At 53.1% G+C, this 14,642-nt stretch carries 8 protein-coding genes and 1 pseudogene; all 9 read left to right on the forward strand.

Annotation, left to right across the window (positions count from 1 at the left end; all coding sequences use genetic code 11):
• Positions 1 to 77: 77 nt before the first annotated feature.
• Positions 78 to 974 (forward strand): formyltetrahydrofolate deformylase, encoded by an 897-nt coding sequence (gene purU, locus BN1360_RS11605; protein WP_068779990.1) that lies wholly within the window; start codon positions 78 to 80, stop codon positions 972 to 974.
• 951 nt (positions 975 to 1,925) lie between these two features.
• A pseudogene (locus BN1360_RS26400) lies at positions 1,926 to 2,285 on the forward strand (DUF7408 domain-containing protein); the annotation flags it as partial.
• Between the two features lie 1,445 nt (positions 2,286 to 3,730).
• Positions 3,731 to 4,660, forward strand: coding sequence for an ABC transporter ATP-binding protein (locus tag BN1360_RS11620; protein ID WP_068779993.1), 930 nt, complete (start codon positions 3,731 to 3,733; stop codon positions 4,658 to 4,660).
• Entirely contained in the window at positions 4,657 to 5,607 is a 951-nt protein-coding gene (locus BN1360_RS11625) for an ABC transporter permease (RefSeq protein WP_068779994.1), read from the forward strand. Before BN1360_RS11620 ends, BN1360_RS11625 begins: the two co-directional genes overlap by 4 nt.
• 82 nt (positions 5,608 to 5,689) lie before the next feature.
• Positions 5,690 to 7,444, forward strand: a complete 1,755-nt coding sequence (locus BN1360_RS11630; RefSeq protein WP_068779995.1) for a coiled-coil domain-containing protein — start codon at positions 5,690 to 5,692, stop codon at positions 7,442 to 7,444.
• A gap of 24 nt (positions 7,445 to 7,468) precedes the next feature.
• Entirely contained in the window at positions 7,469 to 8,458 is a 990-nt protein-coding gene (locus BN1360_RS11635) for an AAA family ATPase (RefSeq protein ID WP_068779996.1), read from the forward strand.
• Positions 8,455 to 9,474: a DUF58 domain-containing protein gene (locus tag BN1360_RS11640; protein ID WP_068779997.1), complete on the forward strand. Its 1,020-nt coding sequence runs from the start codon at positions 8,455 to 8,457 to the stop codon at positions 9,472 to 9,474. Before BN1360_RS11635 ends, BN1360_RS11640 begins: the two co-directional genes overlap by 4 nt.
• A gap of 444 nt (positions 9,475 to 9,918) precedes the next feature.
• A complete protein-coding gene (locus BN1360_RS11645) occupies positions 9,919 to 12,093 on the forward strand; it encodes a vWA domain-containing protein (RefSeq protein ID WP_068779998.1) in 2,175 nt (724 codons plus the stop codon).
• Positions 12,077 to 14,642 (forward strand): VWA domain-containing protein (locus BN1360_RS11650; protein WP_068779999.1); only part of this gene is annotated, 2,566 nt, incomplete at its 3' end. The genes BN1360_RS11645 and BN1360_RS11650, both read left to right, overlap by 17 nt.

The following is a 14,642-nucleotide window of genomic DNA, read 5'->3' on the forward strand; positions in this document are numbered from 1 at the left end:
AACAGCCGTTTTTTTGGAACGACCTCTATTAAGTATCAACATAGAATACTAGTGCGCCAGGGGGATATGAGAAATCAATGGATAAACATGCAAAAATAAGTGGACAAGTTAAACCGTATGAGCATCATCGGGCTCGGATGCTGATCTCTTGCCCGGATGGCCCTGGAATTGTGGCGACAGTCTCCCGCTTTCTGTATGAGCATGGAGCGAATATCGTGCAATCAGACCAGTATACCATGGATCCGGAAGGCGGAATGTTCTTCATGCGGATCGAGTTCGATCTGGATCAGCTTGAGGACCGCATAGACAGCTTGAAGCAAGACTTTGCCGAGATTGCTGATAAATTCCAGATGGAATGGAACATTTTCCAATTAAGCCGGAGGAAGAAGCTGGCTATCTTCGTATCCAAGGAAGATCATTGCCTTGTGGAATTGCTGTGGCAATGGCAAGCCGGCGATCTGGCTGCGGATATCTCTATGGTCGTTAGCAACCATCCGGATATGAAAGAATACGTGGAATCCTTCGGAATCCCTTATTACCACATTCCGGTTACCCCGGAAACGAAGCGCGAAGCGGAGCAGAAGCAGCTGGAGATTGTAAACGGGAAGGTGGACTTGATCGTCTTGGCCAGATATATGCAGATCGTATCGCCGGCCCTGATTCAGCCTTACCGCAATCGGATCATCAATATCCATCACTCCTTTCTCCCGGCCTTCGTGGGCGGGAAGCCTTATGCCCAGGCTTATGATCGCGGTGTGAAGATTATCGGGGCGACGGGTCACTATGTGACCGAAGAATTGGACGGCGGGCCTATCATTGAACAGGACGTACAGCGCGTCAGCCACCGCGATGATGTGGCGGAGCTGAAGCGAATCGGACGCACGATCGAACGTGTCGTGCTGGTCAGAGCTGTAAAATGGCATATCGAGGATCGCATATTGGTTCATCAGAACAAAACCGTTGTATTTAATTAAACTTTTTATAGCAACCGCCATGGCAAACTTTATCGACTTGCATGGCGGTTGTTTTTGTGAGCAGAGGAGAGGTTTATATTTCCCGCTAGGCCTGCCGAGTAACTTTATGTTCTGGCATCGCGTTAATATATTGAATGGTTATTGATAGGATTATGAGTTGAAGGTTGAGAGGGGAGAATCATTTGTATAATTCGGTGAAGCGTGGAATGTACGCGCTAATCTTAGGCATGCTCGTTATGGCTGCTGTAGTCGGGGGGAGTACGCAGCCCGTTCATGCAGCCGGTGCGAGTATCAGCATAGAGAGTGAAGTTGGCTATCACGGAAGCTATAAGATGAATAAATGGACGCCTCTGACGCTTACTTTAAAAAGCGATGAAGATATTAGCGGGGAGGTTGTCGTCCAGGTTGCGGTTCCCTATTCAGGCAGCAGCCAGTCTTATGTCAAGAAGGTTGATCTGCCGGCGGGAACCTCCAAGCAGGTCACTTTTGGCGTTATTGGGAACACCTTTGATAAGAATAACAGTTCTATTCGCTTCTATAAGGATTCGTCAGAATCAGGAAAAAATATAGCTTTTACTTCCGGACAAGCCTATCTGCAATCGAATCAGAGAAACGGAGCATTTATCGGGCAGCTTGCCTCCGATCCGGACAGCCTGAATTTCATGAATTTGCTTAACAATCAAAATAACCCGATTAACGTCCTCAGATTAGCTCCGGAGCAAATATCTGAGGATGCGGCTATGCTATCTTCTTTTGATGTTCTGTTTCTTAACAATTTTGCCTCCGATACGATGGAGGAAGGGAAGAAGCAGGCGATTTCAACCTGGGTGCATCAGGGGGGAACCCTTGTATTGGCGGGCGGGGCACGTGACCCACAAAAACTCACAACGACTGTNTAACCCGATTAACGTCCTCAGATTAGCTCCGGAGCAAATATCTGAGGATGCGGCTATGCTATCTTCTTTTGATGTTCTGTTTCTTAACAATTTTGCCTCCGATACGATGGAGGAAGGGAAGAAGCAGGCGATTTCAACCTGGGTGCATCAGGGGGGAACCCTTGTATTGGCGGGCGGGCCAAGCTACCCGAAAACCGTCAAAGGTCTGGAAGCTTTGTCGCCGGTGGAATATACAGGCACCCAGGAAGCCAGCTCACTGCCTGGGATGGAGAAGCTTGCGAATAAGGAGCTGAAGCTGGATCATGCTATTTCTATATCAACCGCGCAGCTGAAGGATGGGGCGGACAGCGTCGTTAATGTTCAGGACCAGCCGCTGATTGCTTCCTGGCCGCTGGGTAAAGGAAAGGTAATCTATGCTGCGTATGATCTGGCCGCTGAGCCGGTTCACAGTTGGAGCGGTCATGCTGATTTTTGGAATAGTCTGCTCCAGAGCAAAGTGTCCGGTTCGATTATGGATAGGAACAATGGGGCCCAAGGGATGAAAAATAGTCTGGATAATTATCTGAACTTTTTTCCATCGCTAGCGCTACCGCCCTTCTCTCTATTTTTCTGGCTGTTAATCGGTTATGCCGTGCTCGTTGCCCCGGTGCTCTATTATGTACTTAAGAGATTTGACCGGCGCGAGTGGGCTTGGATCCTGATTCCGTTAATTGCGATTATTACTAGTATAAGCATCTATTTAACCGGCACTTCAGGGAAATCCTCTTTGCAGGCCCATACGCTGAATGTCGTGGAGCTGGATGGTCAAGGGCAAGGCACGCAATTGACAGCTTCGGCTTTGTTCGTTCCCCGCGGGGGAAATTATGAATTTGAAATCCAAGGGGCAACCCATATAACGAGCAAAAGAGAGGACGGTTATATTTCCGGGGGAGGAGAGGAAGGAATCGGCCGTCAAATGATCCGTGAACAGGATGGCAATACCTCGGTTCATCTCAAGGATATGACCCACCGCTCGATGGCGAAGCTGTGGATTGAGCAGCAGACAGGAAGCTTTGGCTCGCTGGAGATTGAGGTAATGCTGGATGCGAAGGGAGTTCCACAGGGGACTGTAACCAACCGCTTGGATCGTGATCTTAGCGATGCGGCGTTAATTTTGGGCGGAAATATATTCCTCTTAGGAGAGCTTGCCAAGGATCAAACGGTGCAGATTCCCGCGAATTATACCTCTAGCACGTATGGCAGCTACAGTTCGATATTGTTCCCGTATCCTAGCGGTCCTTCGGATGAGAAGAACCGGGAACGCGGCATGATGAACAGCCTGCTTGAGCAGAACACAGGCTCGATGAGCAATATTTTGATCGCTTGGAGTAAGGATTCGTTTGGAGGATATACCGTGAATGGGAAGAATCCAGCTGCAGATCAGCTTAACATGTGGGTGCAGCCCGTGACAGTGCAGTATAAGCCATCCAAGGCCAATGAAATCGATGTGCCTTACGGCTATATCCCTGCGCAAATCACCAGCGTATCTACGACGGGCTGGGGGGCGGACTACGGCTCAGACAGAGTGAATATGGATAAGGGTGAAATGCAGTTTGAGTTTGCGCTGCCGATGCCGGGCAAGATCGATTACACTTCATTGAGATTGCAGCAAAATGATCATGGCCAGCGAACGAATACAATGATCTGGAATTTCAAGGAAGCCAAGTGGGAAGATCTGAACTGGGGCAAGGCAGACGCGCAAGTCTCCGGGTCTGTCTCCAATTATATGCTGAACGGCGCAGTGGTGAGGGTCGCCGTGAAAGCTGAAGAGTGGTCCAGCTTTGACATTCCGAAGATCTCGTTGAAAGGCCAGGTGAGACCATGATCGAAATTAATAATTTGACGAAGGAGTATGGAAGCTTCCATGCTTTGGAATCGGTTAATATAAAGATTGATAAGGGGACGGTATTCGGTTTTGTTGGCCCTAACGGGGCAGGCAAGACGACCACGATGTCCATTTTGGCTACGCTGCTGCTTCCCACTTCAGGGACAGCCAAGGTAGGCGATTATGACGTTGTTCAGCATCCGCATGAAGTACGTAAAAGAATTGGCTATATGCCGGATTTCTTCGGTGTATACGATCAGTTTAAAACGACGGAGTATCTGCATTTTTATGGTGCCAGTTATGGCATTCCTAGAGGGGAGCGGGATAAGCTCATACCGCAGCTTCTGGAGCTGGTGAATCTGAGCGATAAGAAGGATAGCTATGTGGACAGCTTGTCCCGAGGGATGAAGCAACGCCTCTGTCTGGCGCGCTGTCTCGTGCATGATCCCGAAGTGCTGATTCTCGACGAACCGGCCTCCGGGCTTGATCCGCGGGCGCGCATCGAGATGCGGGAGATCATCAAGGAATTGAAGCTGATGGGCAAGACGATCATTATTTCTTCGCATATTTTACCGGAACTGGCGGAGATGGTCGATGAGATCGGGGTGATCGAGCATGGCAGAATGGTTGCCCAAGGGAAGGTCGCCGAGATCCAGAATCGCTTAAGAGTCAAAAGAGTTCTTCATATCCGCACGCTGGGTCAAGCCGACAATCTAGGCAGCTGGCTGCGGGATGAAGCTTTTGTCAGCCAGGTGTTCGTTGATGCTAGCGGTGTCCATATCCATTTCAATGGCGGCGATCTGGAACAGTCCGAGCTGCTGGCCAGAATGGTCTCGGCTGGCTTCAAGCTAATCTCCTTCAATGAGGCGCAGACCAATCTCGAAGATGTGTTCCTGGAGATCACGAAAGGGGGAAGCAGCGAATGAATTGGCGAAGCATATTGATTAATCCCGTGCTGGACAAAGAATTTCGGCTCAGAATGAGAACCCCCCGCTCGGCGATTTCATTGCTGGCTTATGTGCTGGTGATGGGGCTGATCGCGATGGGTATCATCTATGTGTCAACCTCCGGCGGAATGGGCAGGACAGGCAGCTTTGATCCGATGGTGAGCCGGATCATTTTCTATGCGCTGAGCTTCGCTCAGTTGATTATGATTGCGTTCATGACCCCCGCGCTAACGGCAGGGGTTATCAGTGGAGAGCGCGAGAAGCAGACGCTAAGTATGCTTCTAACGACACAGCAGAGCTCGGCTACGATTATACTGAGTAAATTGCTGTCATCGCTCAGCTTCATGACCCTGTTAATCGTCGCTACTATGCCGGTATATTGCATCGTTTTCATATATGGTGGAGTATCGCCCAAGCAGCTGGTTGTTGTGTTTCTATTCTATTTGTTCATTATGCTGCTGCTAGGTTCCATCGGTATCTTCTTCTCTACTTTGTTCAAACGGACAATGATTGCAGTTATTGTGACCTATGGTGTCGGCCTAGTGATTTTTCTGGGTACCGGACTTATTTATCTGTTCGCTATGGCGATGACACAAGTGAATTATAATTCTATAAATCCACCGGAGTTTTCCTGGATTGGTTATATTCTTGGATTAAACCCGGGTGGGGCGCTGATCAGTATTTTTGAACCTTCATTTTCCAAGACGGCCTTTATGTCCCGAGGAGGAAATATGGGGACGAGCGCGCCGATCGAGCTGTGGCTGGAATTTATTATCGTCTACAGTGTAGTGATCGTGTTAATGTTGTGGCTGGCCATCCGTTATATCCGTCCGGTGAGACGGCGCAGCAAGAATATCGATATGATGGAACAAAACTCCCCGGGTGGGGACAGTCGCAATGAAGGGAAGATGGAGCCTCAGCAATAGGGGAAGCCATGCATTACTTCGACACGTTTTCTTATGAAAGGATGACTTTTGGAATGACCTCAACCAGAGAGGAGAGATGGGCTTGGAGACGATATATCGCCAGCTGGAGATTGTACGCCAGCGCCTGAAATGGCTGCGCGCTTTAGATCAAGCAAGGGTCGGGTTATTGGCCGGGATTGCCTGTGCCCTGGTCTGTCTTATCGCCGGGCGGCTTTGGCCGATTGAAGCGATATGGGCGTATGCCGCAGCCTGTCTGCTGCTTGCCCCAATGGCAGGCGGACTCTGGGGCTGGTTTGCTCATGTATCCAACGGGCTGTCCGCCAAGACGATGGATCGGTTGAATCAAAGCGGTGAGGCCGAGGATTTAATGGTTACAGCATTAGCGTTTGCGGAATCAGATAGCCAACTGGCTAGGCAGCAGCGATGGCAGGCCGAGGAATATGGCGCAGCGTTTATTTCCAGGCTGAAGAGCCATCTTCCTCTTACCCGCAAGCCAAAATGGTGGATATTCATCGGATTGGGTTTTGCCGTAGCAGTCGCGTTTGTTGTTATGCCTAATCCGATGAATGACGTGATCGATAAGCATAAACAGGAACGGCAATGGGTCCAGGGGCAGGTGAAAGAGACGGATCAGATGATCGAGCAGCTTGAGAGTAAGTCCTTGGACCCGCTGGTCAAGCAGGCTCTTGAGAAAGAACTGCAGACACTGCGGCAGTCACTGGAGGAGAGCCGGGCCGGGGAACAGTCTCTTGAAGCGCTTGAGAATACGATGAAGAAATTGCAGGAAATGTCTGATCGGCTTGAGCGGAGGCAGCAGGAGAGAAACGCATGGTTAGACCAATGGAAGAAAAGTCCGTCTGCTGCAGAGCTTGCTAACGGATTGCAGCAGAATGATCAGCAACAAGCAGGGAAAGAGATCGATAAGCTAAAGTCAGATTTGCCTAAGCTGTCCCCGGCGGAGCGGAAGAAGCTGGCGGACGAACTGCAGGAGCTGGCCGCGGAAGCACCGCAGCATGATGAGGAAGCGAAACGGTTGGCTGAAGCCCTAAGCAAAGCGGCTGCGGCGCTTAAGGAGGGCAATGCGCAAGAGACGGAACTGGCGATGGAGCAATTAAAGCAGCTGGTGCAAGAGAATGCCGGGGCTGCCGCATCCCGTGCCCAACAGCTTGCGGAAGCCTCCCAGCTCGCTTCAGCCTTAGCCGAGCAAGGATTGGGCCTGGCTCAGGATATGTCCGCTTCCGGGATGGCGGTCGCTGATAGCTGGAGTATGGGTGGCCTTGCTGAGCAGTTAGCCTCTGCGGGAACCGTCAGCGCTGGCGGAGAGGCGGGTGCAGAAGGTTCTGCTGGCAGTGGTTCGGCTTCAGCAGGCTCCTCCGGTTCTCAATCCGGCAGTGGATCCGGCGAAAATGGCCCCGCTCAGGGGAAGGGGGCCGCCACAGACGGTGGATCAAGCGGAGCGGGAACCGGGAGCGGAAACGGCAATGGTGCCGGAAGCGGCAGCGGTAGTGGCAGCGGCAGCGGGACCGGCAGCGGTGGAAACGGAGCTGGTAGTGGAGGCTCTGGAGCAGGACTAGGCAGCGGCGGTCGCAATCTGATCACCGTGCCCCGCGATTATAAAGGCAGTGGAAATGTTCAGAACGATGGAGGTCCTGCTACTGGCGGTCAGGTGCAAAAAGGTGGGAAATCACCGGTTTTTGAGGGAGTTAGCCGCCCATATAATGAGGTTTACAGGGATTATGCCTCCGAGGCCAAGCGCTCGCTCGAGCGGAGCGAATTGCCGCAGAGCATGCAGGGACTTGTAGAGCGTTATTTCATGGAGATAGATCCAGGCAGTTAAATGAGCGAGAGGGAGGAATAAATCATGCCGGATACGAAGGAGCAAGCAGCGGTCTGGAGAGAGACGATCTCTACTGTAAGGGAGGAAATCGGCAAGGTCATTGTCGGTCAGGAGGAGGTCGTCGAGCAGCTGCTGTGGTGTATTTTTGCCGGGGGACATGCCTTGCTGGAGGGGATTCCCGGACTTGGGAAGACGATGCTTGTCCGTACGATCGCGGATACGCTGGAGTTGTCCTTCTCACGAATCCAATTTACACCGGATTTAATGCCAAGCGATATTACCGGAACGAATGTCATTCGCTTTGGTCCGCAGGGGACGAATGAGATGGTGTTCCAGCCGGGACCGGTGTTTAGTCAGATTGTGCTCGCGGATGAGATTAATCGGGCTACTCCAAAGACACAAAGCGCCATGCTTGAGGCGATGCAGGAGCAGACGGTTACCGTCAGCGGGGAAACCCGGCGTTTGCCGCAGCCCTTCTTCGTGCTGGCAACGCAAAATCCGCTGGAGAACGAAGGGACGTATCCGTTGCCTGAGGCTCAGCTTGATCGCTTCATGTTAAAGATCAATGTCGATTATCCTACACCGGATGAGTTGAAGCAGATCGTGCACAGAACGACGGCGGCGGAGCAACCGCATGCGGTTCGTCAGGCGACCGCGGAGCAATTGCTGGAGATTCGGCAGGCCGCCAAGGAAATTCTGTTAGCCGATGAAGTGTTGGATTATGGCATTTCTCTATTGATGATGACCCATCCTCTGGAAGCATCAGCACCGGAGTCGGTCCGTAAATACGTTAGCTTCGGTTCGGGTCCACGCGGAATTCAGTCTATGGTCGCGATCGCTAAGGTAAGAGCGCTCTGCAAGGGACGATGGCATGTCTCGACGGGAGATCTGGCTGCAGTTGCCGTTCCAACCCTGCGCCATCGCTTGTTCTTGAATTTCGAAGGCCAGGCGATGGGCATATCGACGGATTCACTGATTGAAGAGATTATCGCGAAGCTGGAGAACTCACGATGACAGCCCCTTTATTGCCTCCGGCCTTTTTGCCACGTCTGGAAAGGCTATCGCTGATATCTGGCAGGCGAGTCCGCGGGACAGCCCAGGGCAAACGCCGTTCCGGCAGCTTTGGAGCATCGCTGGAATTCGCTGATTACCGGCAATATTCTCCCGGCGACGATATCCGCCGCTTCGATTGGAGCGTCTATTCCCGGACGGGGCGTCCGTTTGTACGGCAATATTGGGACGAGCAGGAGCTTCCTATCAGCCTGTATCTTGACGTGTCTGCCTCTATGGATCACCGCGGGGCAGGAGGAGCTGCAGCTTCATCCGGACAGGCTGCGGGATTGCATCGGGAACAGTCGGCAGCTGAAAGTTCAACGAATGGGCGTGCGCTCGGCGGGATCATCCCGCAAGAACGAGGCGGTAGCGGAGATTCGAAGCTGCAATATGCCAAACGGCTGGCCGCCGCTGTCGGTTATATTGCCTTGGCCGGCTCAGACCGGGTGCAGGCTTATTTGTTCCACTCGAAGCTGGAAGCATCGCTTCCTCCGCTGCGCAGCAAGGCAGCTGCGGTAAAGCTGTTTTCTTTTATTCAGTCGGCGAATGCAGGTGGGGCGGGAAATATGGCTTCGGCGCTGGGCAGCGCACAGTCTATGCCCCGGCAGCCAGGTATGGCCTGGATTTTCTCCGATCTATGGCTGGAGGGCGGACTTGAGGAGCTGAAGCAGAGCTTGGAAATGCTGCAAGCGGCAAGACAAGAGATCGTGCTGGTTCATATCCTTTCCAGGGAAGAGCTTAATCCGCGACTTAGCGGAGACCTGCGTCTGATCGATATTGAGCTAGGGACAGGCAAGGAAGTGGCTATCACCGGCAAAATACTTGAGAAATATATGGCCGCACTGGAGCGTTATACAGAAGGAATCTCCCGTTACTGCAATGAACGCGGGATCCGTTATGTTATGGCCCCCTGTGACCAGCCCTTGGAGACGGGGATTTTTGAAACGCTGCGCAAGACAGGAGCTATTGGGGTCTAGGGGGTGTGTAAGCTTGGGATTTGCTGCTCGGCTTACTGCTGCTAAACCTGTGATGGGGATATAAAAAACTTAGAACGTAGGTCCCGTTTGAAAACATGGCATGCAACTGTAGCACGGAAATACTTTACAAGTACATTTTTTTCGATGAGATGCGCTTGAAGTGAACAACACCTGCAAAAGTGCAGGCTTTCTCTACGACTTAGCTCTGACTCACGGAAAATGAGGACAAAGCCTGTAAATTTACGTTTTTTAAATCCGTCAAGGCAACTTGGCGGGTAAAAGAGGGAAGCGCCGTTGTCTCTTAGATTGGAGTCATTCTCTGCATGCTGACCAGCAGGTTATGATCTAGCAGCGGTGTAGCCGCTTGTCCTTGAATTGACCTTGATTTAGAGGCTTTCTTAGCGAAATGCGGACTAGTTGAACTACCTTAAGGAGGGGAGCAGCATGGGGATAGCGTTGTGGTCCGGCCTCTGGTTCGGTTTGGCCATTCCGGTCATTCTGCTCATGTACCTGTTCAAGCGAAAATACATAGATACGACGGTATCAAGCCATCTGCTATGGAATCATGTTCTCCGCAACATTGAGGCGAACCGTCCTTGGCAGAAGCTGCAGAACCGCCTGCTATTATGGCTGCAGCTGCTTGCGGCTGCGCTGCTCGTATTTGCGCTCATGGCTCCATATTTATGGGTCCAGAGCGGCAGTAAGCATACGATTGTGATTGTTGATGCCTCGGCAAGCATGAGCATGCTCTTGGACGAACGGGCGGAGCAGGGGGCCGATCGTGTCGGGGAAACAGGCGCCGGGAATGATATGCCAGGCCGGGAAGCTGGGAGTTTGGGCACGCAGCCCGGGAATGAAACCGTTGGACAGGAAGCTGGACAGTCCGGGACGATCAGTTTGAGCGGAAAAGACGCAGGTCCGACCGGAACGATTAGTCGAATGGAACAGCTAAAGGGCGAGCTAAGCGAATTCACCGCTACTTTGAGTAGGAAGAGCGAGCTGACGCTGCTTAAATTGGGCAGTAAGCCGGAGGTGCTTCTGTCGCGAGAGAATGACCGCGGTAAATGGAAGCAAGCGATATCGGCGTTAGCCGTGGACTACGGCACATCGGCATATCGTGAGACGCTGTCCTTGGCAGCGGCAATGACGAAGGGGGACCCGGAGGCTCAGGTCGTTATTTTTACCGATGGGCGTTGGATGGAGCGGTCTGATGATATTTTATTTGATGTCGCTGTCCGTATCATGACGGTGGGGGAAGCGAAATCCGGTAATGCTGCCATTGAACAGTTCGGGGTGCGAAGCAAGGAGGCGACAGGAGCAGTAGATGGGGTTGCCACCATTCGCAATGATGGAAGCGATGCTCTGGAAACCGAATTGAATCTATACGGGGACGATAGGCTATTGGCTTCACGGCAAGTTGTGATTCGCGCTGGACAAACTGTGACGGAGTCATTTGCCGAGCTGCCTGCGGCGGAGGTTTATCGGCTTGCGCTCAGTCCGGGCGACTCTTATCTATTAGATAATGAGGCGTATGCGTTTCAGGAGCAGCACGCCGCTCCTAATCTGCTGCTTATCTCCCGTGGCAATCTATTTTTGGAAAAAGCGTTGCAGCTCGCCGGAGCGAATGTAATCCGTATGACTCCTGCTGACGAGGATGGAGAGGGAGTGGCAGCAGAGCCCAGGCTTCCGGCGCCAACGCCGGATATCATTGTGACTGATGGCGTTATGCCGGAGTACATGCAGCAAGGCGCTTGGGCGGATCTGCTATCCCGTACTCCGCTGTGGAGCATCGGAGGAGCTGGTGACAAGCTCCAATTGTCGAGCGGAGAACTGAAAATAGAGGATCATCCTCTGACCCGTTATTTTTCCTTAATGGATTCGCCAACAGGCTTTCTTCAACAGGCACCGGTACCCGAATGGGCCAAGACGATTATGAAAATCGACGGATTGCCAGCGATCTATGCGGGAAGCGAAGCCGGGACGGCAAGACTCGGATTTTTGTTTGCACTGGAGGATAGCGATCTGCCTTTGCGTCCCGAATTTCCGATACTGGTGCATAATGCGGTGGAGTGGCTGCAATCCGGAAGGGCAACCGGCCTTGGCAGGGCTATGGTTGAAGCGAAGGTGGCCATTCCCGTGAATGCCGACGCCGAGCAGGGGAGCTGGACTGCGGTCAGCGGGTATGCTCTGTTAATCAAAGTTGCTGATATTCCCGCTGAAGCGCAGAACGGAAGCCTATCGGCTGAACAGACTGCACCGGCAATTCCCGGATTGTGGCGGTTCGTACAGCGCGATGTGAGTGGGAATGAATTGGTCAGTTACTACTTACAGACGACAGCCAGTCCGCTGGAATCGTTGACTCAAGCTGTGTGGCCGTTGCAGCCGGCAGCTGCAGCGCAGGGCGGCGAGCAGATAGAGCAGTCTGGAAATGAAGAAGCAGCTGACGGTACAGGGAATAGCACGGCAGTACAGGACAGAGAGTCCGGGCAGACAGCCAGGGCGGGAGAAGGGCATGGAGATTTTTCGAGCAGGTACTCGCTTGCTTTTCTGATTGCGCTGCTCGCTTTTATCGTTATTTTTGCCGAATGGGGGGTGTATCAGCGTGGGCGTTCAATTTGAGCATCCCTTGTTCTTATGGCTATTCATTGTGGTCGCAGCCTTTGCAGTATATGCCTTCCGCAGTGACTTCCGCTTGAGCGGAGCGAGGAAAAAGTGGGCGATCGGACTCAGAATTACGGTAGCGATACTGCTCGTCCTGGTGATGTCAGGCTTCCATACCTTCAGAATGGTATATGACAAGGAACTGGTGTTTGTTATCGACCATTCGGCAAGCATGCCGGAGGGCGAGTCAGCATTGGGCTGGATGAATGAAGCGGTTCAGGGCAAACAATCCGGGGACAAGCTGGGCATCGTCGGATCGGGTCTGGATGCGGCCGTAGAGAAGAGTCTGGATACTGTCTGGTCGGCAAATACTGGCTCGAAAGCGGCGATAAACCCGCAGTATACAAACCTTGAAAAGGGGCTTCAGTTAGCCGGCAGCTTGTTCAGCGGGCATGGGGGCGGCCGGATCGTCCTCGTTTCAGATGGGGAAGAGAATGTTGGCGATGTACGCTCCGCTGCTCTGTTGTTACGGGAACGTGGAATCACGCTGGATGTGCTGCCGAGTGAGCGCAAGCCGATTCAGGATGTGGCGATAGAGTCCCTGAAGATGCCGGACAAGCTGTATCAAGCGGAGTCGTTCAGCTTCGAGGTTACCGTGCGGAGCACTTTTGCCGGAGAAGGGGAACTCAGGCTCTATGAGAATAATGAGGAGATCGGCCGTACGAAGCTGATGCTGCAGCGCGGAGAGAACCGTGTGGCGTTGCAGGGCTTGGCTCGACAGACCGGGATGCACCGCTATCGGGCCGAGGTGTTCGCCTCGGGAGACGAGCAGGCGGCGAATAATGTCTCCTATGCTTTTACAAGAGTAACGGGGAGCCCTAAGGTGCTGATCGTGGAAGGAGTAGCGAATACGAGCATCAATATGGAAAATTCGCTGAAATCCAGCTTGATCAACTATGAGGTCACTGCCCCAGGGATGCTGCCGCTTGAGCTGGCGAAGTATGCCGGATATGACAGTATCCTCTTTAATAATGTGTCCGGTGAGCAGGTTGGTGGCAAGCAGATGGAGCTGATTGAGCAGGCGGTGCGCTCCTACGGTATCGGATTTATAATGGTTGGCGGTGAAGACAGCTTTGGAATGGGCGGCTATTTCAAGACGCCGATTGAGAAGCTGCTGCCCGTATCGATGGAGCTGGAAGGCAAGCGGGAGGTTCCATCGCTTGGTCTGATTCTGGTAATTGACCGTTCCGGCAGCATGGACGGAGATAAGCTCAAGCTGGCCAAGGAATCGGCGATGCGCACGGTTGAACTGCTTCGAGCGAAGGATACCGTGGGCGTAGTAGCCTTTGATGATCATCCCTGGTGGGTAGTGGAACCACAGGTCCTCAGCGATAAAGAATATGTTCTGTCACAGATCAATGGCATCCCGAGCGCAGGCGGTACGGATATTTATCCTGCGGTGGCGGATGCGACGAAGAAGATGCTGGATGTCGAGGCGCAGCGCAAGCATATGATTCTCCTGACTGACGGGCAATCGGCAGGCAGTTCCGGCTACAACGATCTGCTGAATACGATGCTGGAGGAGAAAATTACGATGTCCACCGTGGCGGTTGGTGAAGACGCGGATGTGCAGCTGCTGCAGTCGCTGGCAGATGGGGCCAAAGGGCGCTATTATTACGTTCAGGATGCAACGACGCTGCCGGCTATCTTTAGCCGCGAGGCAGCGATGATCTCCAGAACGTACGTGGTGAACAAACCTTTTGTTCCGGCATTGGTACAGCCTGGTGATTGGCAAACTTTGTTTGCTGACGGGCTACCGCGAATTTATGGCTATGTGGCTGCGACGCCAAAAGCGACGGCGCAGACGGTGTTGTCCAGCCCGGAGCCAGATCCATTGCTAGCGCGCTGGCAGTACGGTTCTGGGCGAACTGTAGCCTGGACCAGTGATATGACCGGCAAATGGTCGCGCGATTGGGTAGGTTGGTCGCGGTTTGCCGAGATTTTTGCGGAGATGGTGAAGTGGACATTACCGCAGTTCACCGCTTCGGATTATGCTGTGCAAACCACGGTCGAAGGCAATCAGGTTCATTTCGAAGTCCGCGCAGATGAAGAGGTTCTGCCTGGGAAGCTCGATGCTGTAATCAGTTCGGAGGCCGTACCTGAGCAGAGGGTGCCGCTGCTTCAAACTTCTCCAGGGATTTATACGGGTTCGCTGGAAGTGAGCGATCCGGGTTCTTTTCTGGTGCAGCTACAGGGGGAAGAGAATGAGGACGGGCTGCGGCCAAGTTATGGTGCAGGGAGCGGCTTCGTTGTCCCGTATTCGCCGGAATATTCGCTTGTATCCGGGAACCCGCCGGATAAGCTAGCCGCTCTGGCCGAGCTGTCCGGCGGTCGGGTGCTGAGCTGGGATAAGCCGGGCGAAGCGCTGAAGTATCATGCGGCGGGCTACGCCGTGCCGCATGATTGGGAGCGCCCGCTGCTGATTGCGGCGCTCCTGCTCTGGCTGGTCGACATCGCCGTGCGGCGGATGTCGCTGCCCTGGAGCCGCATCGCGGAGCGCTTGCGGC

The sequence above is a fragment of the Paenibacillus sp. GM2 genome, assembly GCF_900069005.2.
Lineage (GTDB): Bacteria > Bacillota > Bacilli > Paenibacillales > Paenibacillaceae > Fontibacillus.

Excerpts from the sequence above, each read along its gene's own strand:
- BN1360_RS11640 (WP_068779997.1), top strand. The coding sequence starts at position 8,455 with ATGACAGCCCCTTTATTGCCTCCGGCCTTTTTGCCACGTCTGGAAAGG.
- BN1360_RS11645 (WP_068779998.1), top strand. The coding sequence starts at position 9,919 with ATGGGGATAGCGTTGTGGTCCGGCCTCTGGTTCGGTTTGGCCATTCCG.
- BN1360_RS11635 (WP_068779996.1), top strand. The coding sequence starts at position 7,469 with ATGCCGGATACGAAGGAGCAAGCAGCGGTCTGGAGAGAGACGATCTCT.
- BN1360_RS11620 (WP_068779993.1), top strand. The coding sequence starts at position 3,731 with ATGATCGAAATTAATAATTTGACGAAGGAGTATGGAAGCTTCCATGCT.
- purU (WP_068779990.1), top strand. The coding sequence starts at position 78 with ATGGATAAACATGCAAAAATAAGTGGACAAGTTAAACCGTATGAGCAT.
- BN1360_RS11625 (WP_068779994.1), top strand. The coding sequence starts at position 4,657 with ATGAATTGGCGAAGCATATTGATTAATCCCGTGCTGGACAAAGAATTT.